Origin of the sequence: Rhizobium sp. LCM 4573 (genome assembly GCF_001854865.1) — a bacterium.
Taxonomy (GTDB): Bacteria; Pseudomonadota; Alphaproteobacteria; order Rhizobiales; family Rhizobiaceae; genus Neorhizobium.
Window position 1 is genome coordinate 1 of record NZ_MDDW01000009.1, and the last position, 25,085, is coordinate 25,085.

The 25,085-nt window shown below is 62.1% G+C and carries 22 protein-coding genes; 7 read left to right on the forward strand and 15 right to left on the reverse strand.

Features of this window, described 5'->3' with window-relative positions:
• Nucleotides 1–118: 118 nt before the first annotated feature.
• Genes LCM4573_RS14915 through LCM4573_RS14930 form a run of 4 tightly spaced genes read left to right on the forward strand, consistent with a single transcriptional unit; the run spans nucleotide 119 to nucleotide 4,545 of the window.
• Entirely contained in the window at nucleotides 119–703 is a 585-nt protein-coding gene (locus tag LCM4573_RS14915) for an intradiol ring-cleavage dioxygenase (RefSeq protein ID WP_071007186.1), read from the forward strand.
• Between the two features lie 36 nt (nucleotides 704–739).
• Nucleotides 740–1,375, forward strand: coding sequence for a (2Fe-2S)-binding protein (locus tag LCM4573_RS14920; RefSeq protein ID WP_071007187.1), 636 nt, complete (start codon nucleotides 740–742; stop codon nucleotides 1,373–1,375).
• Nucleotides 1,376–1,378: 3 nt separating this feature from the next.
• Nucleotides 1,379–2,374: a xanthine dehydrogenase family protein subunit M gene (locus tag LCM4573_RS14925; protein ID WP_071007188.1), complete on the forward strand. Its 996-nt coding sequence runs from the start codon at nucleotides 1,379–1,381 to the stop codon at nucleotides 2,372–2,374.
• Nucleotides 2,371–4,545 carry a xanthine dehydrogenase family protein molybdopterin-binding subunit gene (locus tag LCM4573_RS14930; RefSeq protein ID WP_071007189.1) on the forward strand — a complete coding sequence of 725 codons (2,175 nt, stop codon included), beginning with the start codon at nucleotides 2,371–2,373 and terminating at the stop codon, nucleotides 4,543–4,545. The genes LCM4573_RS14925 and LCM4573_RS14930 overlap by 4 nt, the downstream gene beginning before the upstream one ends.
• 194 nt (nucleotides 4,546–4,739) lie before the next feature.
• On the opposite strand, the gene LCM4573_RS14935 is transcribed toward LCM4573_RS14930, so the two are convergent.
• From LCM4573_RS14935 to LCM4573_RS14975, 8 genes are all read right to left on the reverse strand, one after another.
• On the reverse strand, nucleotides 4,740–5,813 hold the full coding sequence (locus LCM4573_RS14935; RefSeq protein WP_071007190.1) for an LLM class flavin-dependent oxidoreductase: 1,074 nt from the start codon (nucleotides 5,811–5,813) through the stop codon (nucleotides 4,740–4,742).
• Nucleotides 5,814–5,875: 62 nt separating this feature from the next.
• Nucleotides 5,876–6,817 (reverse strand): ABC transporter substrate-binding protein, encoded by a 942-nt coding sequence (locus tag LCM4573_RS14940; protein WP_083347453.1) that lies wholly within the window; start codon nucleotides 6,815–6,817, stop codon nucleotides 5,876–5,878.
• Between the two features lie 73 nt (nucleotides 6,818–6,890).
• A complete protein-coding gene (locus LCM4573_RS14945) occupies nucleotides 6,891–7,829 on the reverse strand; it encodes an ABC transporter substrate-binding protein (protein ID WP_071007191.1) in 939 nt (312 codons plus the stop codon).
• 30 nt (nucleotides 7,830–7,859) lie between these two features.
• Nucleotides 7,860–9,650, reverse strand: a complete 1,791-nt coding sequence (locus tag LCM4573_RS28790) for an amino acid ABC transporter permease/ATP-binding protein (protein WP_083347454.1) — start codon at nucleotides 9,648–9,650, stop codon at nucleotides 7,860–7,862.
• A gap of 10 nt (nucleotides 9,651–9,660) precedes the next feature.
• A complete protein-coding gene (locus LCM4573_RS14960) occupies nucleotides 9,661–10,212 on the reverse strand; it encodes a GNAT family N-acetyltransferase (RefSeq protein WP_071007294.1) in 552 nt (183 codons plus the stop codon).
• Between the two features lie 25 nt (nucleotides 10,213–10,237).
• Nucleotides 10,238–11,425 carry a M20 aminoacylase family protein gene (locus tag LCM4573_RS14965; protein WP_071007192.1) on the reverse strand — a complete coding sequence of 396 codons (1,188 nt, stop codon included), beginning with the start codon at nucleotides 11,423–11,425 and terminating at the stop codon, nucleotides 10,238–10,240.
• 65 nt (nucleotides 11,426–11,490) lie between these two features.
• Nucleotides 11,491–12,828, reverse strand: a complete 1,338-nt coding sequence (locus LCM4573_RS14970; RefSeq protein ID WP_071007193.1) for an LLM class flavin-dependent oxidoreductase — start codon at nucleotides 12,826–12,828, stop codon at nucleotides 11,491–11,493.
• An 18-nt stretch (nucleotides 12,829–12,846) separates the two neighbouring features.
• The gene (locus LCM4573_RS14975) at nucleotides 12,847–13,845 is read right to left on the reverse strand and encodes an MsnO8 family LLM class oxidoreductase (RefSeq protein WP_071007194.1); all 999 of its coding nucleotides are present in this window, start codon (nucleotides 13,843–13,845) and stop codon (nucleotides 12,847–12,849) included.
• A gap of 498 nt (nucleotides 13,846–14,343) precedes the next feature.
• On the opposite strand from LCM4573_RS14975, the gene LCM4573_RS14980 reads away from it, so the two are divergent.
• Nucleotides 14,344–14,796, forward strand: a complete 453-nt coding sequence (locus LCM4573_RS14980; RefSeq protein ID WP_083347455.1) for a flavin reductase family protein — start codon at nucleotides 14,344–14,346, stop codon at nucleotides 14,794–14,796.
• A gap of 129 nt (nucleotides 14,797–14,925) precedes the next feature.
• The gene (locus tag LCM4573_RS14985) at nucleotides 14,926–16,143 is read left to right on the forward strand and encodes an SfnB family sulfur acquisition oxidoreductase (RefSeq protein ID WP_071007196.1); all 1,218 of its coding nucleotides are present in this window, start codon (nucleotides 14,926–14,928) and stop codon (nucleotides 16,141–16,143) included.
• Between the two features lie 4 nt (nucleotides 16,144–16,147).
• On the opposite strand, the gene LCM4573_RS14990 is transcribed toward LCM4573_RS14985, so the two are convergent.
• The 7 genes from LCM4573_RS14990 to panC form a co-directional block, all read right to left on the reverse strand.
• Nucleotides 16,148–16,609: an Rrf2 family transcriptional regulator gene (locus tag LCM4573_RS14990; RefSeq protein ID WP_071007197.1), complete on the reverse strand. Its 462-nt coding sequence runs from the start codon at nucleotides 16,607–16,609 to the stop codon at nucleotides 16,148–16,150.
• Between the two features lie 95 nt (nucleotides 16,610–16,704).
• Nucleotides 16,705–17,559: a carboxylating nicotinate-nucleotide diphosphorylase gene (gene nadC / locus LCM4573_RS14995; protein ID WP_071007198.1), complete on the reverse strand. Its 855-nt coding sequence runs from the start codon at nucleotides 17,557–17,559 to the stop codon at nucleotides 16,705–16,707.
• A 1-nt stretch (nucleotide 17,560) separates the two neighbouring features.
• A complete protein-coding gene (locus tag LCM4573_RS15000; protein WP_071007199.1) occupies nucleotides 17,561–19,102 on the reverse strand; it encodes an L-aspartate oxidase in 1,542 nt (513 codons plus the stop codon).
• On the reverse strand, nucleotides 19,099–20,070 hold the full coding sequence (gene nadA / locus LCM4573_RS15005; RefSeq protein WP_071007200.1) for a quinolinate synthase NadA: 972 nt from the start codon (nucleotides 20,068–20,070) through the stop codon (nucleotides 19,099–19,101). Before nadA ends, LCM4573_RS15000 begins: the two co-directional genes overlap by 4 nt.
• A gap of 66 nt (nucleotides 20,071–20,136) precedes the next feature.
• The gene (locus LCM4573_RS15010; RefSeq protein ID WP_071007201.1) at nucleotides 20,137–21,036 is read right to left on the reverse strand and encodes an NrtR DNA-binding winged helix domain-containing protein; all 900 of its coding nucleotides are present in this window, start codon (nucleotides 21,034–21,036) and stop codon (nucleotides 20,137–20,139) included.
• An 84-nt stretch (nucleotides 21,037–21,120) separates the two neighbouring features.
• Entirely contained in the window at nucleotides 21,121–21,942 is an 822-nt protein-coding gene (panB, locus tag LCM4573_RS15015; protein ID WP_071007202.1) for a 3-methyl-2-oxobutanoate hydroxymethyltransferase, read from the reverse strand.
• A complete protein-coding gene (gene panC, locus LCM4573_RS15020) occupies nucleotides 21,939–22,814 on the reverse strand; it encodes a pantoate--beta-alanine ligase (protein ID WP_071007203.1) in 876 nt (291 codons plus the stop codon). The genes panB and panC overlap by 4 nt, the downstream gene beginning before the upstream one ends.
• A gap of 308 nt (nucleotides 22,815–23,122) precedes the next feature.
• On the opposite strand from panC, the gene LCM4573_RS15025 reads away from it, so the two are divergent.
• On the forward strand, nucleotides 23,123–25,066 hold the full coding sequence (locus tag LCM4573_RS15025) for a PrkA family serine protein kinase (RefSeq protein WP_071007204.1): 1,944 nt from the start codon (nucleotides 23,123–23,125) through the stop codon (nucleotides 25,064–25,066).
• Nucleotides 25,067–25,085: the final 19 nt, after the last annotated feature.

The following is a 25,085-nucleotide window of genomic DNA, read 5'->3' on the forward strand; positions in this document are numbered from 1 at the left end:
TCCTCGGCTTCCACTATCCGTTCCCGGGCCTTGGCCGGATGCTCAAGATGGACGCCGGCTATGCCTGGGTCCCGGTCAACTGGCAGTTCTGATCCAGTGGGTAACAGAGGCCTCTGCAATGATGACATCAAGGCGCACACTTCTTTCGGGTTTTCTCGCCATGCCGCTCATGCCGCTGGCGGGAGCAATCGCTTTCGGACAGGAAGCGCCGTTGCTACCGCTGACACGCGCCTGCGCCGACGGAGATGAACCGACGCCCGCCCGTGAAGCCGGTCCGTTCTTCAAGCCGAACTCACCGTTGAAAACGGATCTCTATCCAGATGCGCCGCGAGGCGAGCGCATCACCATCGCAGGCTATGTCCTCGATGATCGCTGTCGCCCAACATCGCGAAGTCTCGTTGAAATTTGGCAAGCCGATGAAAACGGCGAATACGATCGTCGAGGCTTCCGCTTGCGGGGACATCAGTTCGCCGACGAGCAGGGACGCTGGTGGTTCAACACCGTCGTACCGGCGCTCTATCCGGGGCGCACGCGACACTTCCATTTCAGGGTCCAACGGCCGGGTGGAGATGTCCTGACAACGCAGCTCTTCTTTCCGGGTGAGCCGGACAATGCGCGCGATCGGATCTTCGATGAAACGCTGCTCATGACGATCAGCTCCGCGGACGACGGTCAGTTCGCACACTTCGACTTCGTGGTCTGAGCCACCAGCAGCACCGCTTGGATAAGGAGAAAGTCCATGAGCGAACCCGACACATCGCCCCATGACCAAAGCAACGACCTTTCGATCAGCCGACGCGATCTGATGCTGACCGGCGTGGCCATTACGGGCGTCGCACTCACCGGGCTCGATGAAGCGACAGCCGCGAAGCAGCCGACGCCGGTGGCTCGGCCGGGGATGACCCTGACGGTCCGCTTTCAGGTCAACGGAATATCCATCGAAGCGTTGGTCGACCCGCGCGCCTCGCTGCTTGATGTGTTACGCGAGCAGCTCGGCCTGACCGGAGCCAAGAAGGGTTGTGACCATGGACAGTGTGGGGCCTGCACCGTTCATGTCGATAGTCGTCGCGTTGTATCCTGCCTCACTCTTGCTGCGAAGATGGAGGGTCGCGCAGTGCTGACGATCGAGGGACTATCACCGGCAGACGGATCGCTTCACCCGATGCAGCAGGCCTTCATCGATCACGATGCACTTCAGTGCGGCTACTGCACGCCCGGACAGATCATGGCCGCGGTCGCTTGCGTGCAGGAAGGCCATGCGTCGAGCGAGGCTGAGATCAGGGAGTATATGAGCRGCAACATCTGCCGATGCGGGGCCTATGCCGGCATCGTCGCGGCAGTCCGCGACGCCRCCGTGACTATGGGAGGCGGCTGAGCGATGCGACCGTTCAACTATGAGCGCCCCACATCCATCGACGGCGTCCACGCGGCGCAGGGAGCGACCGGAGCGCGCATTCTCGCCGGCGGTACGACGCTTTACGATCTGATGAAGCTTGGCATCGAAACGCCAGGCCATCTCATCGACGTAACCGGCATCGCCGGTCTCGACGAGATCAGCTCCCATCAGGACGAGCTGATCTTCGGCGCCTTGGTCACCATGAGCAATGCGGCCACACATCCGGCGGTGCTGCAGCGGGCGCCCGTGCTTGGAGAGGCGCTCTCGAAAGCAGCTTCCCAGCAATTGCGTAACATGGCTACGCTCGCAGGCAACCTGCTTCAAAGGACACGTTGCGCCTATTTCCGGAACGGGCCCGGATATCCCTGCAACAAACGAATGCCTGGAAGCGGATGTGCTGCGCTCGACGGTTTGGACCGCGGCCATGCTTTGTTCGGTGGCAGTGGGTCCTGCATCGCGGTCTATCCCGGAGACTGGGCGGTTGCCCTGGCTGCCCTCGACGCCACAGTGGATGTCCGCAGTTCGCGTGGAATGCGCACCTTCCAGGTCGCCAGTCTCCACCGCCTTCCGAATGACACGCCGCATCTTGAGACAGTGCTTGAGCCGGACGAGATGATCATGAACATCCGCGTTCCAGTCGGGCGGCTGGGGCAGGCCTCGACCTACCACAAGATACGCGACCGGGAATCCTACGCCTTTGCTCTGGTCTCGGCGGCCGTAGCGCTGGAGCTGGACGACGGCATGGTGAGGCAGGCACGCATCGCTCTGGGAGGTGTCGCGGCCCGGCCGTGGCGCGTGCCGGCGGCGGAAGCCGTGTTGGCTGGGCGGCGTCTCGACCGTGYCGCCGCCCTGGAGGCCGGACGAGTGGCATTCGCCGATGCTCGCCCCGGTCGGCATAACGGTTTCAAGGTTGCTCTGGGCGCCGAAGTCGTCGCCGACGCATTGATGATCGCCGCGGAGAGGAGCCCGAGCCGATGAACGAGACAATTTATCCCGATCGCGTGCGGGTCGATGCCCGCGACAAGGTGCGCGGCGTCACTCGGTTTGCCGCCGATATGCCGATGCCACGCGTCGCCCACGCAATGACCGTGCCCTCGCGGATCGTGCGCGGACGCCTGGCCGCTGTCGATATCGATGCGGCGCGGGCTGTCGACGGCGTTCTCGCGGTTCTCACCTGGCACGACTTTAAGGGCGTGAAATCCGCTGGCTACCTCATGGGCGGCGGCTTCGGCTTTCAGAGCCACCAGCCGATGCTCTCCGATCGCCTCGTCCATCGCGGTGAGCCAATTGCGCTCGTGGTGGCGGAAACCCTGGAGATCGCGATCGAGGCAGCGGCGCTGGTCGAGGYCAGCTATGARGAGGAGCCGTTCGCAGCGCTTCTCGACGATACGCGGGCGGAAGTCCTCGCTCTGCAACTCGGTCATGACATGGGGGATGCGCAAGCGGTGCTTGCCTCTGCAGCCTTTCGCATAGATGCCGAATACTTCTCTCCGGCCCAGTTCCAGAACCCGATGGAGATGATCGCGACTGTCGCAGAATGGCGCGACGGCACATTGACCATCCACGAGGGAACACAGAACTCCGGCGCCCTCAAATTCGGCGTAGCGGCGGCTCTCGGTCTCGATCCCGCTCGAGTCCGAGTGGAGAGCGCCTACCTGGGAGGAGGTTTCGGCCAGAAGAACTCCCTGCAGGGGCAGACGGTGCTGGCCGCGCGCGCTGCCATGCTGATCGCCCGACCGGTGAAGCTCGTCATGCCGCGGGCGCAGCTCTTTCACACCGCAAGCTTCCGTCCCGCTAGTCGCCACAGGATCCGGCTGGGCGCGGACGCCGATGGACGGATCGTGGCGGCAAGTTACGAGGCCGATATGCAGAACAGCCGCGCGGACACGCTCCGCGCGAGCTTCAGCGAGATTACCGCACGACTGTACGCCATCCCGAACTACACGAGTAATACACGGCTCGTGCGCACGGACGTGCAGTCGCCGGGTTACATGCGTGCRCCGTTCGAGCATCCCGCTGCCTTCGCATTCGAGAGCGCTGTGGACGAACTGGCCTATGCCGCCGGACGAGACCCGCTGGCCTTTCGTCTCGCCAATGACGCGGAGACGGATCCCGTCACAGCGCATCCCTTCTCGTCACGTTTCCTGGCTGAATGCCTAAGGGATGGCGCAGAACGCTTCGGCTGGTCGCGGCGCAGCCCGGCGCCCGGGTCGATGCGCGCTGCCGACGGCACGCTGATCGGTTGGGGGCTTGCCGCTGGCGCGTACAAGGCTGCCATGGCCCCGGCAATCGCGCGCCTTCGGGTCAGAGCAGACGGAACGACCCGGATTTCCGTAAGCGGACATGAGATGGGACAGGGTATTAGGACCGCCATCTTCGCCGCGGTGACCGAGGGACTGGCGATCGATCCGGCGCGCGTCGAGATCGTGATCGGTGACCCGGACGCCGCGCCCCAGCATGTCACCGCAGGCTCCTGGGGAACGGCAAGCTCGGTTCCGGTCGTGCGAAGGGCAGTGCAGGCGATGCAGGATCGCTTTGAGGAGTTCAGGGACGGAAGGCCCATTCTCGGTACCATTCACGAGATGCTCGCTCGTTGGCGACGCCCTTACATTGAGGTCGAGTCCCGCCTGCAGGCGCCCGGCCAGCCCGACGCCGCTTTCGATCGCCTTCAGCGGGGCCTGCCGGCAGCCGCCGGCCCGGAATACGAGCCCTTCGTCAGCTTCAGCTACGCCGCACACTTCGTCGAGGTGCGTGTCGAGCCGACGACGCAGCGCGTCCGCGTGCCGCGTATCGTGAGCATTGTCGATTGCGGACGCGTTGTCAGCCCGCGCACAGCGGAAAGCCAGGTTCGCGGCGGTATCGTATGGGGCATCGGCGCGGCGCTACGCGAGATAGCCGAGATCGATCCGCGGTTCGGTGGCGTRCTGAACAACGACTTTGCTGAATACGTCGTGCCGGTGAACGCCGATGTCGGCGCGATCGAAGTGGGTTTCATCAACCGTCCAGACCCGCTACTTAATGAGGCTGGCGTGAAAGGGCTCGGCGAAGTGGCGATGGTGGGCGTCGCGGCAGCGATTGGCAACGCGATCTTCCATGCCACGGGGCGGCGGCTTCGAGAACTGCCGATCCGCATCGAGCACCTCTTTTAGAAGAAACGATCGTCTCGCTAGGAATGCTTCCTTCGAGCCGTCGGCTCCTTCGCGAGCCCGATACAGGGCGTCCGATTCGGATCTGTGGGCGACGCTCGCACCACTGCGAGCACCTGTTGTCGCCAATCTAATGTTGCCATGCGTATTTCCCATGACCGCCATAGTTGCGGAGCCGCTGTAATTCAGCGCCGCTGTCATGCGAAAGCTTTCCAGAAATTGAGAGAATCGAGGTCCAGGGCGATGCCCTTCGATGGTTTCCAGCCGAGATGCGGCGCAATCTTTTCGGCAAAGTCGGTGATGATCTGGATGTATTCATCGAGAGCGAAGTCATAGGGCAGTTCCAGACGCAGTTCGCCAACCTCACGCAGCACGTCATCGGCCAGCAGCCGTTCCAGGATTTCGTCGGAACTGCCGACCAGATCGCGGCTGAAGAGCGTGCGTCGCGGCCCTTGCGGGGACAGCGTGCGCTCATGCCGGCTTGCCGCATATGCGCGATATTTCTCGCGCGTTTTCCTATCGGCGCTGTCAGTCGGCACGATCACCCGGCCGACGCCGACGCGAGGCATCTTATCCGGCGGCAAGACGGCACGGTAAGCCTGGAGCTGCCTCGCCTGCGCCTTGAAGAAATCATCGCCGGCATCACCCGAGGTGAGGCTGCCAATCATGAGGTTGAGACCGGCCCTTCCCGCCCATTCGCAGGATCGGAGCGAGCCGCCGCCATACCACACGCGATCCCGCAGCCCTTTTGCATGGGGCTGGAGCCGGGCCCGCTGGCGGTTGCCGGGTGAGATAACATAGGTCTCTCCTTCGCCGATGAAATCGCCGGAAAGATTGGCAAGCAGCCGCTCGACGCGCRCATACGAAAAATCGAAGCTGCGCCAATCACCGTCGAAGACCAGCGGCGCGACCAGTTCGGCATGCAATGGCGGTCCGGCGCTGACACCGACGTTCAAGCGCCCGCCGGACAACGCATCCGCCATGGAAAGGTCCTCGGCAAGTCGGAACGGGCTCTCATAACCGAGCTGGATCACGGCCGAGCCGAGTTGGATTTTTTTCGTCCGCTGGCTGGCTGCGGCCAGGTACACCGCCGCGGAAGAAACGCCATGTTCGAGGTGCCGCTGGCGGACCCAGGCACTGTCATATCCCAGCGCCTCTCCCGCCTCGAAGAGCTTGAGGGAGGCTTCGAGCCCTCCGGCGGGATCGTCGTCGGGATAGTTGCCGGGCGTGAGAAAGCCGATGTGGTCGATGGAAAGAAGGGCGTCTGTCATTAGGCTGCATCCGGGCAGATTGGCGGAACCATGGGATCGCCCCGGCTCCGGGATGAAAATGTTCAGCTCTTCGGCAGGCCGGGCGGATTGGTTTGCGATTGAGGCAAAGCCTCCTCAGAAAGCTGCCAACGTTTCAATATCTTCGCGTAGGTGCCGCTCTTCATCAGGTCGTTGGTTGCAAGCGTCAGCGCATCCGCCAGTCCCGACCCCTTGCGGGTGGCAACGGCCACGTCAGAGCGTTCCGGCCAGCCCGCCGAGAGCGTGCCGACCCGCCTGATGTTCTTGTCGCGAGCGGCGATGTACGCGAGTTGGGCATGCGGCTGGACGATGACGTCCACCCGCCCGGCACGCAGCGCCACCAGCCGGGCTGCCTCGTCGTCGTGGTATTGCAGCTCGATGGGCTCCAGCCCGGCCTTGACGTTCTCATCACTCCACTTGAGCAATATGCGTTCCTGGTTGGTGCTGGCGCCGACGGTGATGCTCAATCCCGCCGCGTCCTTCGGCTCCCTGATCTCCTTGACGTCGCTGTCGGCCTTCACGAAGAAGCCGTGCAGTCCCTGGCGGTAGGTGGAGAAATCGAACTTCTCCTTGCGTTCTTCGGTCACACCGACATTGGAGATCACCGCATCGTATTTGCCGGAGACGAGGCCGAGCGGCCAGTCGGCCCATGCGACCGGCACCAGTTCCAGCTCGAGGCCCAAGCTGTCCGCGACGGCGAGCGCATAGTCGGGATCGGCGCCGACCACGGTCTTGGCGTCGGTCGCATAGGTCGCGAGCGGCGGGCCGCCAGGCGAAATCGCCACAGTGAACCTGCCGGGCGTCACGAACTTGAAGTCTTGAGGGATGGCAGCGATCGCCGCCGGGTTCTTCCCTGCCCGCACGCGCCCCGGTTGATCGGGTGACAAATCGAAAATGTCTTCCGCCGCCAAGGCGCCATAGGCGAGAAGCGGCAAGGTGAGGAGGCCAGCGGCAATCGCACGGCCGATCTTTCTGGTGAGGTTCATGGCTATCGTCCGTTGGAGGAGAATTGAGGCCGGACGGTAGGACTGCCCGCGCCTTTGGCTTGCCTGCGTCCCATCAGCTTTTCGGCAGACCGGGTGGATTGGTGCGCGACTCTTCGATCGCCTCGGAAGCCAAATTCCAGCGCTCCAGAACCTTGCCGTAGTTGCCGTTCTTGATTTGGGCGTTGACCGCTGTCGTGATGGCATCCGCCAGTCCGGAGCCCTTCTTTGTCGCGACAGCGATTTCGGCGGTTTCGGGCCACCCGCCGGAGAACGTGCCGACAAGCTTCGTCTTGTCGTCCCGCTTGGCCTTGTAGGCAGCAATGGCGTTTGGACCGAGATAGGCATCCGCGCGGCCGGACACGAGAGCAAGGTCCTGCACCACCACGTCGTCGTAGTATTGCACCTCCGTGTCGGGCAGTCCCTTGGCCTTGTTTGCCTCCGCCCAGCGCAGCAGGATCTGCTCCTGGTTGGTACTGGCGCCGACGATGACCCTCAGCCCGGCGACGTCCTCCGGCTTGGCGATGCTTTCGATCTTGCTGTCCTTTGCGACGTAAAAGCCAAGAAGATCATGCCGGTAGCTGGAAAAGTCGTATTTCTCCTTGCGCAGTTCCGTCACGGTAATGTTGTGGATGGCCGCATCGAAACGGCCGGATTCGAGTCCGAGAGGCCAGTCCGCCCAGGCGACCGGGACCAGCTCGAGTTCAAGACCGAGACTATCGGCGACCAGCTGGGCGATGTCCGGTTCGTTACCAATCGGGGTCTTGTTGTCATTGGCATAGATCGCAAAGGGCAGGTTTCCCGGAACCGATGCGACCGTCAGCTTGCCAGGGGTGACGAACTTGTAGTCGGCCGGGATGAGTTTTACCGCCGCCTCCACCTTTTCGGCGCGGACCCGGTCCTTCTGCTCGGGAGAAAGATCGGCCTCCTGGACCTGGGCGGTTGCCCCTAAAAAGCCTGAGAGGGAAAGCAGCCCCCCAATTGCGAGGCCGAAAATCCTTGATCTATAGGTCATGGCGGGATCTTTCCTTGCTGGAGATTTTTGTCAGAGGACTTTTGCGAGGAACTCGGCCGTACGCGGATGCTCGGGCCGGCTGAAGACCTTGTCAGGCGAGCCGGTTTCGAGAATCCGGCCCCGCTCCATGAAGACCACCAGGTCCGAGACCTCGCGCGCAAAACCGATTTCGTGGGTAACGATGACGAGCGTGGTCCCGGAACGAGCGAGCTCCTTGATGACGTCGAGAACCTCGTTGACCAGTTCCGGGTCGAGCGCAGAGGTGGGCTCGTCGAAGAGCAGCACCTTCGGCTTCAGCGCGAGCGCTCTGGCGATCGCCACACGTTGCTGCTGGCCGCCGGAAAGCTGGCGTGGATAGGCATCAGCCTTATCCGCAAGGCCGACGCGGGCCAGCAGCTCGCGCGCCTCGGTCAAGGCCTGCTCGCGCGTGTTGCCGCGGACGCTGACCGGCGCTTCCGCGATGTTTTCCAGGACGGTCAAATGTGGGAAGAGATTGAAGTTCTGGAATACCATGCCGACTTCGACGCGCCGCCTCAGGATATCCTTCTCCTTGAGTTCATAGAGCGTCTCACCGTCCTGCCGATAGCCGATCAACTCGCCGTCGATGGCGATGAAACCGTTATCGACGCGCTCTAGATGATTGATGGAGCGCAGGAGCGTCGACTTTCCCGATCCAGATTGACCGAGAATGGTGGTGACACTGCCTGCCGGAAGGGAGAGCGTCACCTCGTCCAGAACCTTCAGTTGGCCGAAGCTCTTCGAGACGCCATGGATCGTGACCTCGCCGCCACGGAAATGCAGCGGCGCGATGGCACCGGAACGGCGTTCGACCGGCCGGACTGCGGCCTCCGTCGTCCTTGCCGGATCTGCGCTCCGTGGGAGGATCCGGCGATAGAGGCTGGTGAAGATCGACGGCGGCGGGTTGCGCAGGGCGCCCCGCGCATAATGCCGCTCGATATGATGCTGGACGATCGAAAGGACCGTGAGGATCACCAGATACCACACGGTTGCGACCATCAGCAGGGGGATGACCTCCAGATTGCGGCGGTAGATGATCTGGATCGTATAGAAGAGCTCCGGAAGAGAGAGGATGTAGACCTGCGAGGTGCCCTTCGCGAGACCGATGATATCGTTGAAGGCGGTCGGCAGGATGGAACGCATCGCCTGCGGCAGGATGATCCGTGACGCCTGACGGCTGCGGGACAGGCCGAGCGCGGATGCGGCTTCGAGCTGACCCTGATCGACGGACAGGATGCCGCCGCGAATGATTTCCGAGGCGAAGGCCGCCTGATTGAGTGTCAAGCCGAGAACGGCCGCCGCAAACGGCGTGATGAGCTGAGTCGTGTTCCAGCTGAAGAAATTGATGCCCGTATAGGGCACGCCGATCGTGATCGTCTCGTAGAGATAGCCGAGATTGTTAAGGATCAGCAGCAGCACGATCAGCGGAATCGAGCGGAAGATCCAGATATAGGTCCAGGAAACGCCGGCCAAAAGCGGTGAGCGTGAGACGCGCGCCAGCGCCAGTCCGGTTCCCAGGATGAATCCGAAGAACGCRCCGAGCAGCGTCAGGAGCAGTGTCCGCRCAAGCCCCACCAGCACCGGTTCTGCGAAGAACCATTCCACGAATACGTCCCAGCCCCAGCGGGGATTGCCGAGAACGGAGTGGAGCGTCGCCGCGATGACCAGCAGAGCGAAAATCGTACCCGCCGTGCGAGCAGGATAGCGCGCCGGAACGATGCGGTAATGGGAGTAGTCTCCTTTGGCGGCGGCGGTTGTTCGAGGTTCGGCGACGATACCGTCGAATTCGGTCGTAACGGCCATGATGATCTCCTCACACGCTGTGAAATGCGCCGGCGAGCGGCTGTGTCGCCGCAGGCGCCGGCCGGCTCTGGGGCCTGACTGGGAGCAGCTTTTCGAAGGGCAGCTTGCGGATGGTCTCGAGATCGGCCGTGGTGTCGAAAAGCGCCGTGTAGCCGTTGGTCAGGTAAAGCCCCACGGCTTCCGGCTGCCGGAAGCCGGTCGTCAGGTAGATGCGGGAATAACCCTGCCGCGCCGCCTGCGCCTCCAATTCGACCAGCACCTTTCGGGCAAGTCCCTGCCGGCGAAGGCTCGAATGGGTCCAGATGCGCTTGAATTCGGCGGTCCCCTCATCCTCGTGCCGCATGAAGGCGCCGCCGGCGATCGCCTGGCCGTCGCGCAGCAGCAGGAGGAACCCGCCATGCGGCGGCGCGAAGACCTCCGGCGCATAGCGGTTCATTTCCTTGATGGCGGCTTCGGCTTCATAGAAGCTGCCGTAACGGCTGTCGTATTCGAAGGTCAGTTCCTCGATCAGCGGCTTTGCCAGCGGATCAAGCGGTGTGGTGTAGACAAAACGGTCGCTCACGGGATCGCTCCTCTTCATCGGCTGGTCAGGACAGGAAGGCTTCTGCGAGCCGCACCCAGAACCGGGCGGCCGGCGCAATGATCTCGTCGTTGAAATCGTATTGAGGACTATGGAGAGGCGCGCTGTCGCCATTGCCCACGAAAAGGTAGGAGCCGGGCCGCGCCTGCAGCATATAGGCGAAATCCTCGCTGGCCGTGCGTGGCCGGAAGTCCTTCGCGACTTGCTCGAGGGGGAAATTCGATTCCGCCACGCTGCGCGCAAAACGGGTTTCCTCGACATGATTGACGACGGCCGGAAAACCGCGTCGGTAATTCACCTCCGCATGGGCGCCGAAGCTTTCCGCCTGCGCTCGCGCCAGGGCCGGCACGCGCTGCTCGAGCCTGTCGCGGACTTCCGGCGAATAGGCGCGCGCCGTCAGTTTCAGCTCGACGCTCTCGGGAATGACGTTGGACGCCGAGCCGCCGTGGATCGAGCCGACCGTCAGCACCGCCATTTCCAAGGGGTCGACATTGCGGGCGACGATGCTCTGCAGCGCGGTGATGAAGGAAGCCGAGGCGAGCACCGGATCGACCGCCTCGTGAGGTGCCGCGCCGTGCCCGCCCCTGCCGACGATGCGGATCAAGGCCTGATCGACCGAGGCCATAGCCGGGCCTTCCACGAAGCCGAACTGCCCGGCGGTTACGCCCGGCCAGTTGTGAAGACCGAAGACCGCGTCCACCGGGAAACGTTCGAACAACCGGTCCTCGATCATCTTGCGGGCGCCCGCCCCGACCTCCTCAGCCGGCTGGAAGATCAGCGTCAGCGTGCCGGAGAATTTTCCGTGCTCGGCAAGATAGCGAGCGGCGGCGAGCAGGATCGTCGTGTGCCCATCATGGCCGCAGGCGTGCATCACGCCGGGATTGCGGCTCGAATAGGCAAGGTCGGTCGCTTCCTCGACCGGTAGCGCATCGATATCCGCCCGGATACCGATGCGCCTGCCGCCCTTCCCCCGCCTGAGGGTGGCGACCACCCCGTAGCCGCCTACTCCTTCCCTCACCTCGTAGCCGTAGGAGAGGAGGTATTTGGCCACGACTTCGGAAGTCCGCCGCTCATGGAAGGAGAGCTCCGGATACTGATGCAGGTCCCTGCGGATCGCCACGAATTCGTCGATCGCGGCAAGGAGCGTCCGTTCGGCGTCGTCACGATGACGAGCGCCGTCAATATGGATGTTCATGATCTTCTGCTTTCCGGGTCTGCCGCCGCGCGTTCGGCTGCGGCCGCTTGGCCCTTTTCAGTTGTTCAAGCCCGCGCCTTTTCCGTCTCCCGCGGTCCGGCCTTGTAGACGCTCTCGCGGTAAGGCAGCCCGAGATTGTCCCGAAGCGTCTTTCCTTCGAGATGCGGATCGAAATAGCCGCGCTCCTGAAGAATGGGGATGACCAAATGGATGAAGTCGTCCAGGCCTTCCGCGATCACCGGGAAGCCGAGGATGAACCCGTCCGCCGCATCGTTTTCCACCCAGTCGATGATCTTGCCGGCGATCGCCTCCGCCGTTCCGACGAAGCCCTCGCGCGGTGTCGCGGCCTCCAGCGCCACCTGGCGCAGCGTCTGGTTCTTCTCCTTCGCCACCTGCTTGATCCGATCCGTGGTCGAGCGGAAGCTGTTCTTGCCGATGTCGCCGAGGTCAGGGAACGGCTCGTCCAGCGGATAGATGCTGAAATCGTGATGGTCGAAGAAGCGTCCGAGGTAAGCGAGAGCATCCTCGATCGAGATCAGATCGCGGATGATCCGGTATTTCTCCTCGGCCTCGCCTTGTGTCTTTCCGACGATGGGGCCGATGCCGGGGAAAATCTTCACATCGTCCGCCGAGCGACCTTGGGCTACCGCCGCCTGCTTCACCCGGCGCGAAAAGGTCTGGTTGTCCTCCAGCGAGACAGCATGGGTGAAGACCGCATCCGCGTGTCTGCCGGCAAGGCCGATGCCGGCATCGGAGGAGCCCGCCTGGAAGATGACCGGCTGCCCCTGCGGCGAGCGCTGGATGTTGAGCGGGCCTTCCACCTGGAAGAAACGCCCCTTGTGGTCCAGCCGGTGCAGCTTCTCGCGATCGAAGAATTTGCCGGTTGCGCGTTCACGCACGAAGGCATCATCGTCCCAACTGTCCCAGAGGCCCTTGACGATCTCCAGATATTCATGCGCCATTTCGTAGCGCAGCGCATGCTCGGGATGCGGGCGGCTATAGTTCCTCGCCGTCCCTTCGAGCGGCGTCGTCACCGCGTTCCAGCCCGCGCGACCGCCGCTCAGAAGATCGAGCGAGGCAAACTGCCGCGCAACCGTGAAGGGATCGCTGTAGGAGGTGGAGACCGTGCCCGCGAGGCCGATCTTGGAGGTGACCGTCGCCAGCGCTGAAAGCACTGTCAGCGGCTCGAACCTGTTGAGGAAATGCGGGATCGACTTCTCGTTTATATAGAGACCGTCCGCCACGAAAGCGAAGGCGATGCCGGCGGCCTCCGCTTTCAAGGCCACCTCCTTGAAGAATTCCAGATTGACGCTGGCATCGACCGGGCTCGTCGGATGGCGCCAGGCATTCATGTGCCCTCCCGCGCCCTGCAGCATGATGCCGAAACGGATCTTCTTGCTCATCTCATATCTCCTTAAAGATCATGCGGCTGCGGAAAGCGGTTTGCGTGCCAGAAGCTCGACACAGGCGAGCCGCTCGTCGGCGCTCACCGCCGGCGGCTCCAGAATGAACTCCTCGATGCCGTGGAGTTTCGAAAGGTTCGCAAGCTCCTCGTGGATGCTCTCGGGCGTGCCGTGCAGCACGCTCGGCTTGCGTTCCTCGATACGGTATTCCTTCGCGCCGGCCTGTCTTGCGAACTCCTCCGCCTGTTCGCGGCGCCCGAGGCTCACCGACTGGCCGTTATCGAGGAAGACCTTGAAGACCTTCAGCTCCCCGATCCGTRCCGCGGCATGGGCGGCGTTTTCGGAGGCGAAAGCCGCGAGCGCGAGAATGGCCGACTTGCCGCCGCTTTCGTTTCGGAAGGTTTCGAGGCTGGCGCGAAGGTTTTCCGGATCTCCGTTGAGATGCCCCGCAAAAACGAAATTCCACCCCTGCGCCGCAGCAAGGCGCGCGCTGTGCGGGCTTGCCCCAAGCAGGAAACGCTCTGCCGTCACCGGCGGCTTCGGGCCTGCGAGCGGCACGGTTTCGTTTGAGCGGCTGGCGACGGCCTCGTCGAGGAATTCGGTCAGGTCGGCCAACTGGGTTTCGAATTCCGGCCTGCTGGCGCGATAGACCTGCAGAGCGGCGGTGGCCTTGGGCAATCCGCCGGGGGTCTTGCCGATACCGAGATCGATACGACCGGGTGCCAGCGACGACAGGAGATTGAAGACCTCCGCCACCTTATAGGGGCTGTAGTGCTGCAGCATGACTCCGCCCGACCCTACCCGGATACGGGAGGTATTGGCGAGAACCCAGGCGATCAGAATCTCCGGGGCGGAACTCGCCAGCTCCGCGCTGCCATGATGCTCCGCCACCCAGAACCGGCGATAACCAAGCTCCTCAGCCCGCTTGGCAAGGTTGACCGTATGGGAAAGCGCGGCAATGGCGCCCTCCCCGGTCGGAATGGGGCTTTTGTCGAGAAGGCTGACTGCGTACATCATGACCTCGCAGGTGCGGGTTGATCATGATCTTATTTGTCTATTAATTTAGTAGATAATGAAGGGAGATATTTCCGATTGTGAGAAAGAAGAGGGAAATCATTTTCCAAGTCGTGCCCGACTGCCCTCCTGGTTTTCCAATGAACGCGACCTTGAAGGGCTGGCTCATATTGCCCCTAGCCGCAGATACGGCGACATTTGAAGCCCTTCCGAACCGCACCCACCCATGATTGGCACCCGCCACGCTCTCGCATGGCGTTTCACCTTTTCTCTCAAACCCGCCCGTGTCACGGAAAAACCTTCTACAGCTAGCGCGATCTTTATCATTATCTTGTTTGTCTACTTATTTAATAGACTTTAGCGTTCGAGCGACATCAAGGAAGGAGCGGATTGCTCCTTTTCTCATTTGCTGGAGGAATTGCCGTGGATTTGGCAGGAAGATTATCGATTACACCTTCCTTTGCTCGCGAAAGCGCTGCCCCAGAGGACCTCAAGGCGGCAATGCGCCATGTCGCAGGAACCGTATCGGTCGTTACCGCCGGGGGGGAAGACGATCGGACGGGTGCCACCGTAACCTCTGCCACAGCCCTGTCGGTGGAGCCTCCGACGATGATCGTCAACATCAATCGCTCCTCCTCCACCTGGCCGGTCGTCGAAAGGCATCGCCGTTTTTGCGTGAACATCCTCACCGCCGAACATCAGGCCGTCGCGGACCGGTTCGCAGGAAAGGGCGGCGTAAAAGGTAAGGAACGGTACGCGGGCGCCGAATGGACCACCCTGGCGACAGGGGCTCCCGCCCTAATCGGCTCCCTGGCCGCTATCGACTGCGACGTCGAGGAAATCATCGAGCGGCATAGCCATGCCATCATCATCGGGCGCGTGATCGCGATTTCCGCGCGAGGCGGCTCGCCTCTGATTTACAGCCAAGGCCAGTACCGCAATCTGAAAGACTAGGGCGACTTCCCTCTACAGCAGCCTACTCGGGGCAAGATTAGTCGCCATAGGTCGCGCAAATGAAGATTTATTTCTTCTCGCGGCCTCTGCCGCATGGCTCAATGACAGGCTTGATCGGGGAGTAGAGCAATGAGTAGGGTTTTCCATTTGGTGGGAAAGATCAGGGCAGTCGCTCCATACCTTGCGACGGAAGACGAAGCGATCGAGGTGGCGAGCGCGTTGGCTGTACGGCTCGCCGAAGGTTCAAGTCGTCGCGATCGCGAACGCATACTTCCTTATGACGAGATGGAGCTCATAGCCCAATCGGGTCTCCTGGGGATCACCGTTCCATCCGAATATGGCGGAGTGGACATTTCGAACGCATTTCTCGCCGAGGTGATCGCAATCCTGGCGCAAGCGGACGGCTCCATCGGCCAGATCCCTCAGAGCCATTTCTATATCCTCGAGGCGCTGCGATTGAGCGGAACCGAAGAGCAGAAGAAATATTTCTTCACCCGCGCTCTTGCCGGCGAGCACTTCGCCAATGCGCTCGCGGAAACCGGAACGGCGCTAGCGGGAGACATCGAGACGCGATTCGTGCCGGACGGCATGGGCTATCGCATCACCGGCAGCAAATATTACTCGACCGGCGCTCTTTTCGCCGACTGGATCGCAATCTTCGGCAAGGATCATCAGGGTCGGCTGGCAATGGGCATCGTGGCGCGCCGGACGGAAGGATTGACGATCACAGACGATTGGGATGGGTTCGGGCAAAGAACCACAGCAAGCGGTACGGTGCTCTTCAACAATGTCTATGTCCCGGCCGACTCGGTCATCGGCTATCACAGCAGCCTGGAACGGCATGCGCCGCTCGGTTCTCTCGGACAGCTCCTTCATGCCGCGGTCGATCTCGGTATCGCACGCGCCGCCTTTAGCGACATGATCAGCTTCGTTCGCGGAAAGTCTCGCGGAAACCGCAATCTCGGCATTGAATCGGCGAGCGAAGATCCCTTGACCCTGGCCCGGACCGGTTCGATCGCCGTCAAGATCGAAGCCGCGACCGCGGTTCTGGAGCGGTCAGGTCGCAAGGTGGACGCAGCGCAGATCAGTCCCTCGCCGGAAGCGGCAGTGGAGGCCTCGCTCGCCGTAGCGGCGGCGAAGATCCTCACGACGGAAGCCGCGCTCGAGGCAACCAACGGCCTTTTCGAGCTTGCGGGGACCTCCTCCACGAAGGAGAGCCTCAATCTCGACCGGCACTGGCGGAACGCCCGCACCCATACCGTTCACGATCCGGTTCGCTGGAAGCACCATGCAATCGGTGAATTCCATCTGAACGGCAATGTTCCCCAGCCCAACGGGCAGTTCTGAAACGCTATTTGCCGCCCGCGCGGATCTCGTCATCGTCCAGCAGGGGGCTCGGGCGCTTGGCGACCATCTGCTCCAACGTCATGTTGTCGAGGATGGATGCGATCGCATCGCGCACTTCCGTCATGGAGTGCCTGATCTGACAATCTTCGGGATGATCGCAATCGTCGCAGGGCTCAAATGCGGTCTTGCTGGCACAACGGATCGGCGCCAGCGGGCCGTCGAGGATGCGCACCGCCTGACCGACATAGATCTGCGATGCGGGCTTTGACAACGCATATCCTCCGCCAGGCCCCTTCTTCGAGCGCAGGATGCCGCCTTTGCGCAGTTCGAGAAGGATTGCATCGAGAAACTTCTTCGAAATGTGGTTCTGTTCGGCAATGTCGCTGATGAAGGCGGTCTTGCCGGGTTCGAGCTGCGCCAGGTGGATAAGCGCCTTGAGCCCGTATTTACCCTTTTTTGTAAGCATCGACTATCGAAGTTCCGTTTGGATATCTGCGACCGGCCCGTTCGGCGAACGGCAGCTAACCGATACAGGAGCCGGCAGAAAGCTTCAACGACGCTTTATGGGGAAACAAAATCGAGCCCGATATCGAGTGTCGGGGCGCTGTGGGTGATCCAGCCGACCGACAGAAGATCCACACCCGCTCCGGCGATTGAAGCCGCGCTCGAAGGGGTGATGCCGCCCGAGGCTTCGGTAATAGCCCTTCCTCCGACGATGGAGACCGCTTCGCGCAGCTCCTCCGGCGTCATGTTGTCCAGCAGCACCGCATCGACGCCTATATTCATGGCTTGGCGTAACTGTTCGAGCGTATCGACTTCCACCTCTATCTTCACCATGTGGCCGGCCCCGGCTTTAGCACGGCGGATCGCCTCGACGATACCTCCGGCAATCGCCACGTGATTGTCCTTTATCAACACCGCGTCATGAAGCGCGAAGCGGTGGTTCATGCCGCCCCCGGCGCGGACCGCATATTTCTCGAGAGCCCGAAGCCCGGGTGTCGTCTTGCGGGTACAGACCACCGATGCCTTCGTGTCCCGCACAGCWGCCACGATCTCTGCCGTGACGGTGGCGATGCCGGAAAGATGACCGAGGAAGTTGAGCGCCGTCCTTTCCGCCGTCAGCAAGCCCCGCGAGGGGCCCTCGATCGTCGCGATGACCCCACCGGCCTTCACATTTGCGCCATCCGGCACATGGCGGCTCATGACGATCGCCGGATCGATGAGTTGGAAGGTTAATTCGGCCGCATCGAGGCCGGCGATAACCCCAGGCTTGCGGGCAGCTATCACGACGGTCGAACGGTGGTCCGCAGGAATGACCGTCGTCGACGTGATATCACCGGCAAGGCCCAGGTCCTCCATGAGGGCGGTGCGAACCGGCTGCTCAAGAATGAACCCGGGAAGAGGTGAGAGAACCATGTCAGGCGCTCCTGGCAAGCGGATGGGAAAGAATATCGTGAGCGGCTTCAAGCGCATCACTGAGCCGCATGACGCGACGTTGAGGCTTGGCGAGCCGCATAGGAAAGTCCGTACGCGCATGTGCGCCGCGCGATTCCTGCCTGAGTTCGGCGAAGACGCCGATCAGCAGGGCGACAATCGCCGGGTCGGACGAAGGCCCCTCGCGCTCCGCCCGCGGCAGGAGCCCGGCAATCGCTTCGCGAATGGAAGCGGCGTTTCGCAGCACGCCCAGATGCCGCGATACGATGTGGCGAATGGCCGAAAGATCAGGTGGAGCCGGCAGGGGCTGTGATCGGCCCTCCCTGCTTGCCTCCGGTGCCAGGCCTGCGATATCGCGTGCGGCCCGCATGCCCATGACGGCTGCCTCGAGCAGCGAATTGCTGGCGAGGCGATTGGCGCCGTGAAGGCCGGTGCTTGCCGCCTCCCCCACGACCCAGAGGCCCGGAACCGAGCTTCGGCCGCAGGCATCCGTCGCCACCCCGCCCATATGGTAATGGACGGCGGGACGGACCGGGACAAGCTCTCGCGACGGATCGACGCCCGCCTCACGGCAAAATCTGTCAATCGTCGGAAAGCGGCTTGAAAAGCTTGCGCCCAGCGCGTTGCGGGCATCGAGAAACACCCGGCCACCCCGCGCGATCTCGGCGCCGACGGCACGCGCCACAACATCTCTCGGAGCAAGCTCGGCATCCGGCTCGCGAGCGAGGAAACGCTCGCCCTTCTCGTTGAGCAGTACCGCGCCTTCGCCGCGAACCGCCTCGCTCACCAATGCCAATGGTCGCCTCGGAGAATCGAGCGCGGTCGGATGGAACTGCACGAATTCCATGTCCGCAAGCATGGCTCCCGCCCTTGCCGCCAGCATGATGCCCTGACCGAAATTTCCGCTCGGATTGGTGCTTGCGTCATAGAGGCCGCCCAGCCCGCCCGTTGCCAGCACGACCTGTGATGCCGGGAGGACCGCAGCACCGCTCGACGTCGCGCAGAGCAGGCCCGTGACATGGTCGCCATCCATCAGCAGCCGGCGGACCTCTACGCCTGTCAGGATTTTGATCGATGGCGTGCGAAGTACCGCTTCAACCAAAACGCGGACGACGGCCGCACCGGAGGCGTCGCCTTGCGCATGGACGATGCGGCGGCGGGAATGGGCCGCCTCCAGCCCAAGCATGAATGCCCCCTCGCCATTCCTATCGAAGCGGACACCGAATTGCTCCAGCTGCGCAATCGCCGCCGGTGCTTCCTTCAGGATCGACGCCGAAACGACCGGATCGCAAAGCCCGTCACCGGCGGCAAGCGTGTCGGCCAAATGCAGGTCCACGCTGTCATCGACGCCGAGACTTGCCGCGATGCCGCCTTGTGCCCAGGCGCTTGAGGTCTCGGCGCCCAGACCAGCGCGGGTGACGATCACGACGGGACGGGGAGCGAGCGTCAGCGCCGTCACCAGACCGGCCAGTCCGCTCCCGACGACCGCAACATGGCCGGCAAGATGATCAAGTCGCTCGGTCATGCGGCCAGCATCCTTTCGACGGCGCGGCGGGCGGCGACGGCGACAGCCGGGTCGACGATTACCTCGTGCCGGTTCTCCTCCAGCGCCTTTCGGATGTTGGAGAGCGTGATGCGCTTCATGTGCGGGCAGAGATTGCAGGGCCGCACGAATTCCACGTCGGGATTATGGATGGCGACATTGTCGCTCATCGAACATTCCGTCAGCAACACGACGCGGGCGGGCTTCTTTTGCCCGACATAATCGGACATCACCGCGGTAGAGCCCGCAAAATCCGCCTCTGCCACCACATCGGGCGGGCATTCGGGATGGGCAAGAACCGTCACACCCGGATAGGCCTCGCGCAGATCGCGGACATCCTTGGCGCTGAACAGTTCATGCACCTCGCAATGACCGTGCCAGGCGATGATTTCGACACTCGTCTCCCGCGCCACGTTTTGAGCGAGATATTCGTCGGGAATCATCAACACTTTCGGCACGCCGAGCGACTCGACCACCTGTTTCGCATTGCCCGAGGTGCAGCAGATGTCGGATGCCGCCTTCACCGCGGCCGAGGTGTTGACATAGGTGACAACCGGTACGCCGGGATGGGCCTGCCTCAGGAGCGCGATATCGTCGGGCGTGATCGATTCCGCGAGCGAACAGCCTGCCTCCATGTCCGGGATCAGCACCGTCTTTTGCGGGTTCAGGAGCTTTGCGGTCTCCGCCATGAAATGCACTCCGGCGAGCACGATGACCTCGGCATCCACCTCGATCGCCTTGCGGGCGAGCGCCAGGCTATCGCCGACGATATCCGCAACGCCGTGGAAGATTTCCGGCGTCTGGTAATTATGCGCGAGGATGACCGCATTGCGACGGCGCTTGAGGTCCAGGATGGCCTCGACGTCGGCCTCATAGGCCATCCACTCGGCCTTGGGGATGACGCGGCTGACGCGATCGTAAAGGGAGGATGCCGAAATCGAAGAGTTCATGCGCGACTCCTTATACTCCGAATGAGTATATCGAGAACGCAGAGATATTCTCAATCGGAGTTTATGTCAACTGCGTGAAAGGGGAAGTTTCGATCCCGAAAGCGCCCGCTCCTCGAGAACCGCGTGGCGATAGCGGAAGAGCTTGGCCGGGCGGCCGCCGGTCTCGCTGGTCACCTCGCCGGTTTCCTCAATGAGTTCCTGCTGGTCTATCAGGCGGCGGAAGTTCGGCTTGTGCAGGGTGAGCCCGGCCAGCGCTTCGACCGTGCGCTGCAGCTGCAGGAGCGTGAAGCTCTCCGGCATCAGCTCGAAGACGACCGGCCGGTATTTGATCTTGGCGCGCAGGCGGGCAATACCGGTTGCCAGGATGCGGCGATGATCTGCGAACATCGGCCGGCCGGCGGAACCGGATGCTTGGCCCGCTTCCGCAACCAGGCCTGCTTCGTACATCAGTTCGTAGCGGTGGAGGGCAAGCTCCTCGTTCCAGGGCGCGCCTTCAAGACCGAAGGTGAACTCGACCCGGCGCGTCCGATACTCTCGCCGGGATGCTTCCCCCTCCGCCCATCTCCGCAACCGGTCGGCAATGTCCGACAGGATGTCCGGCCTCCCCTTCCTATGGTCTTCCCAGGGAAAGTATTCATACCAGCCATGCCAGCCGGGGTTTCCGGCGCCCGGTGCCGCCTGCTCGCGCACGAGACCGAGGTAGCTGATCGAAATCGYGCGCCATCGGGCGCTTTCATGCGTGCGGTCGCGATCGGCAAACGTATAAAGCTGCTCCAGATAGCCGACGGGATGCCCCGTCTGGTCCTGCACCCATTCCCGCAAGCCCGCCTGCAGACTTCTGTGGCCTAGTTCGAACGGTCCCGACGGCAATGCCTCGCCACGCCTCACCGTCATGACCCTGGGCTCGCCCTGGGTCGCTGCGGTCAATACGGCTATGAGTTCAGCATGGGCAAGTCCAGCCGTCACGCAGGTTACGTCTCCAATGGCAATCAAGCGCCTTTATAGCGGGTGGCCGGCGAATTGGTAGCGCCGGAGCGCAGGTTGGATCATCTACGATCGGGGCTTGAACGTATGTTCCGGTCCGGGAAACCGGCGGGCGCGGACATCGGCCGCGTATTCCCCGGCCGCCTTGGAAATTCTCTGGCCAAGCTCGTCATAGCGCTTGACGAAGCGCGGCGTGAACTCGTTGAAAAGCCCAAGCATATCGTCCGAAACCAGGATCTGGCCGTCGCAGGCGGACGATGCGCCGATCCCGATGGTCGGAATGTCGATCAGGCTGGTCAGTTCGCGGGCGAGCGGCTCCACGGTTCCTTCGATGACGATCGCAAAGGCGCCGGCGCCGCCAACCGCGCCTGCGTCGCACCGAAGCTTTTCGCCTTCCCGTTGAGAATGCCCCACCGAGCGGTAGCCGCCGGCCGTGTGGACCTGCTGCGGCATCAAACCGATATGACCGAGAACGGGGACGCCACGGGCCGTCAGGAAACCGATGGTCTCGGCCATTTCCTCCCCTCCCTCGAGCTTGATCGCGTCGCATCCCGTCTCCTGGAGCACRCGCACAGCGTTCCTGAAAGCGGTCTCCTTGGATTCCTGATAGGTGCCGAAGGGCATGTCCACGACCACACAGGCCTTACCGACACCCCGCATCACCGCCCGACCGTGTGCGATCATCATCTCAAGGGTGACGCCGACGGTGGTTTCCATCCCATAAAGCACCATGCCCAACGAATCGCCGACCAGCAGCAGGTCGCAATGGGAGTCAAGGAGACGCGCGGTCGGCGTTGTGTAGGCGGTGAGACAAACGATCGGATCACCGCCCTTCATCGCCTGGATATGCCGGGGCGTGAGGCGTTTTGGAAGTGTGGGCGCGCTCATCGTTCGGCYCTCCCTGTTCCGCCCCGTCGCGGATGAATGACCCTGTTGTCGAGCAGACGGGTGGACCCGACGCGGACGAAAAGAGCGATCACGACCGGCTCAACAATGGAAGTCACGGGCCGCAAGGTCGAAGCATCCCTCACCGCGACGACCTCAGCACTGGCCAAGGGCTCGCGCCTCACAAAAGCGTGCAGCTTCTCCTCCAGTTCAACTGGATCAGCCAAACCTTCTTCGACCAGCCGCTCCGCTTCGGCGAGTGTCCGCGGCACGATGACGGCCGCGCGGCGCTCCACCTCACTCAGGTAGACATTGCGCGACGACAGCGCCAGGCCATCACTGTCACGCACCGTGGGAACCGCGACGACACGCACCGGCAACGCGAGGTCTTCGACCATTCGCTTGATGATGACGACCTGCTGATAATCTTTTTCGCCGAAATAGGCGGCCTGCGGCTGGACGATGTTGAACAGCTTGCAGACGACCGTCGCCACGCCTGCGAAATGCCCAGGCCGCACCGCCCCTTCGAGTTCGACGCCGAGTTCCGGCACGTCGACGACCGTCTTCATCGGCCGGGGATACATGTCCTCCACCCCAGGGGCGAACAGGATGTCGACGCCGGCGCGCTCAAGCATCGCGCTGTCGCGCGGCAGATCGCGCGGATAGCGGGCAAGATCCTCATTGGCACCAAACTGCAGGGGATTGACGAAGATCGACGCCACGACAATGTCGTTTTCGGCTTTTGCCCTCGCGACGAGTTCCATATGACCATCGTGCAAATACCCCATGGTCGGGACGAAGCCGACGCTTTTCCCCGGAGCGGCGAGCTGCCGAAGATGGCCGCGCAACTCTTCGATCTTGCCGATAACCCGCATGGCTTCTCCCCCCATGGCACAACTCTCAGTGCTTTAGTCAATAGAGAGGAGGTTCACAACCGCTCTGCCCGGTTCTGCAAGCCTGCGGCACGTCACATCTCGAAGCCGCGGCCCACCCAAATGGGGTCGGAGGCTATCAGGATTGTCGAATTGCACTTAAATTTTTTCCGACGATGCACTTTTTTGTGCATTGCCATTACACCGGCCCGGTTCTGTACTATCTTCATAATAATGATTCTCGAAAATTGCCGCATTGCCTTCCATGGTTGCGGCATTGAGCTGTGGCACAATCCTGACTGGAGGGGCCGATGCTAGGTGAATCCTTGTTGGACGCATTCACGCGCAACTACGAAGCGCGGCGCGAAGCCGACATGTCGATCGAAGAATACCTGTCTCTATGCAAGAAAGATCCGATGGCCTATGCCAACGCCGCCGAGCGCCTGCTCGCGGCCATCGGAGAACCTGAAATCGTGGACACGGCAAAGGACGCGCGCCTTGGCCGGATATTCGCGAATAGAACCATCCGCACCTATCCGTCTTTCCCCGGATTCTACGGCATGGAAGATACGATCGAGCGGATCGTCTCCTTCTTCCGGCACGCAGCCCAGGGTCTCGAGGAACGCAAACAGATACTCTATCTGCTCGGTCCCGTCGGCGGCGGCAAATCCTCCCTTGCCGAGCGGCTGAAGCAGCTCATGGAGGTCAACCCCATCTATGTCCTGAGGGCGGGCGAAGAATTGAGCCCCGTCTTCGAAAGCCCGCTCAATCTCTTCGATCCGAACGCCATGGGCCCGCTGCTGCTCGAGGAATATGGTATCCCGACCCGGCGCCTCAGCGGCATCATGAGCCCATGGTGCCTGAAGCGGCTCGACGAATTCGCAGGCGACATATCGAAGTTTCGGGTGGTGCGGATCCAGCCTTCCAGGCTGCGGCAGATCGCAGTCGCCAAAACCGAGCCGGGCGACGAAAACAACCAGGACGTCTCGTCTCTTGTCGGCAAGGTCGACATTCGCAAGCTTGAGCACTATTCGCAGAACGACCCCGATGCCTACAGCTATTCGGGCGGCCTCAACCGCGCGAACCAGGGCATTCTCGAGTTCGTCGAAATGTTCAAGGCGCCGATCAAGATGCTGCACCCGCTCCTGACCGCGACGCAGGAGGGAAATTACATGGGCACCGAAAACATCGGCGCCCTGCCCTTCTCGGGCGTCATCCTGGCGCATTCGAACGAAGCGGAATGGCAGGGTTTCAAGGCGAACAAGAATAACGAGGCCTTCATTGACCGCATCTGCGTCATCAAGGTGCCCTATTGCCTGCGGGTGACCGAGGAGCAGAAGATCTACGAGAAGCTCATCGAGAGTTCAGAACTTGCGGCCGCCCCCTGCGCCCCCGCGACGCTGGAAATGCTGGCGCGGTTCTCCGTCCTCTCGCGCCTGCGCAAACACGAGAATTCCACCGCCTTCTCCAAGATGCGAGCCTATGACGGCGAAAGCCTGAAGGAAACCGACCCGAGAGCTCGCAGCGTTCAGGAATATCGCGATGCCGCGGGCGTCGACGAGGGGATGGACGGCATATCGACCCGCTTCGCCTTCAAGGTGCTTGCATCGACCTTCAATCACGACACGACCGACCTCGGCGCCGATCCGGTCCACCTGATGTATGTCCTGGAGCAGGCCATACGCAGGGAGCAGTTCTCCGAGGAAACCGAGAAACGCTATCTCGAGTTCATCAAGGCGGATCTGGCGCCCCGCTATGCCGAGTTCATCGGCAACGAGATCCAGAAGGCATATCTGGAATCCTATTCGGATTACGGACAGAACCTCTTCGACCGGTATGTGGACTATGCCGACGCCTGGATAGAAGACGTCGACTTCAAGGATCCCGATACCGGGCAGCTTCTCGATCGCGAACTGCTCAATCAGGAGCTGACGAAAATCGAGAAGCCCGCAGGCATCGCCAACCCGAAGGATTTCCGCAACGAGATCGTCAAATTCTGCCTGAGATCACGGGCGAACAATGGTGGAAAGAACCCGCCCTGGACGAGCTATGAGAAAATTCGCGAGGTGATCGAGAAGCGAATGTTCTCGCAGGTCGAGGATCTTTTGCCGGTAATTTCCTTCGGTACGAAGAAAGATGGTGAAACCGAAAAGAAGCACAGCGAGTTTGTATCTCGTATGACCACCCGCGGCTATACCGAGCGACAGGTTCGACGGCTTGTGGAATGGTACATGCGCGTAAAACAGGCAGGTTAATGCTCACGGACCAGGTACC

What these genes read in the sequence shown, in the direction of transcription:
- LCM4573_RS14915 (WP_071007186.1), top strand. Translation starts at nt 119, where the DNA reads ATGATGACATCAAGGCGCACACTTCTTTCGGGTTTTCTCGCCATGCCG.
- LCM4573_RS14940 (WP_083347453.1), bottom strand. Translation starts at nt 6,817, where the DNA reads ATGAACCTCACCAGAAAGATCGGCCGTGCGATTGCCGCTGGCCTCCTC.
- LCM4573_RS14945 (WP_071007191.1), bottom strand. Translation starts at nt 7,829, where the DNA reads ATGACCTATAGATCAAGGATTTTCGGCCTCGCAATTGGGGGGCTGCTT.
- LCM4573_RS14965 (WP_071007192.1), bottom strand. Translation starts at nt 11,425, where the DNA reads ATGAACATCCATATTGACGGCGCTCGTCATCGTGACGACGCCGAACGG.
- LCM4573_RS14970 (WP_071007193.1), bottom strand. Translation starts at nt 12,828, where the DNA reads ATGAGCAAGAAGATCCGTTTCGGCATCATGCTGCAGGGCGCGGGAGGG.
- LCM4573_RS14980 (WP_083347455.1), top strand. Translation starts at nt 14,344, where the DNA reads ATGCGCCATGTCGCAGGAACCGTATCGGTCGTTACCGCCGGGGGGGAA.
- LCM4573_RS14985 (WP_071007196.1), top strand. Translation starts at nt 14,926, where the DNA reads ATGAGTAGGGTTTTCCATTTGGTGGGAAAGATCAGGGCAGTCGCTCCA.
- LCM4573_RS14990 (WP_071007197.1), bottom strand. Translation starts at nt 16,609, where the DNA reads ATGCTTACAAAAAAGGGTAAATACGGGCTCAAGGCGCTTATCCACCTG.
- LCM4573_RS15000 (WP_071007199.1), bottom strand. Translation starts at nt 19,102, where the DNA reads ATGACCGAGCGACTTGATCATCTTGCCGGCCATGTTGCGGTCGTCGGG.
- nadA (WP_071007200.1), bottom strand. Translation starts at nt 20,070, where the DNA reads ATGAACTCTTCGATTTCGGCATCCTCCCTTTACGATCGCGTCAGCCGC.
- LCM4573_RS15025 (WP_071007204.1), top strand. Translation starts at nt 23,123, where the DNA reads ATGCTAGGTGAATCCTTGTTGGACGCATTCACGCGCAACTACGAAGCG.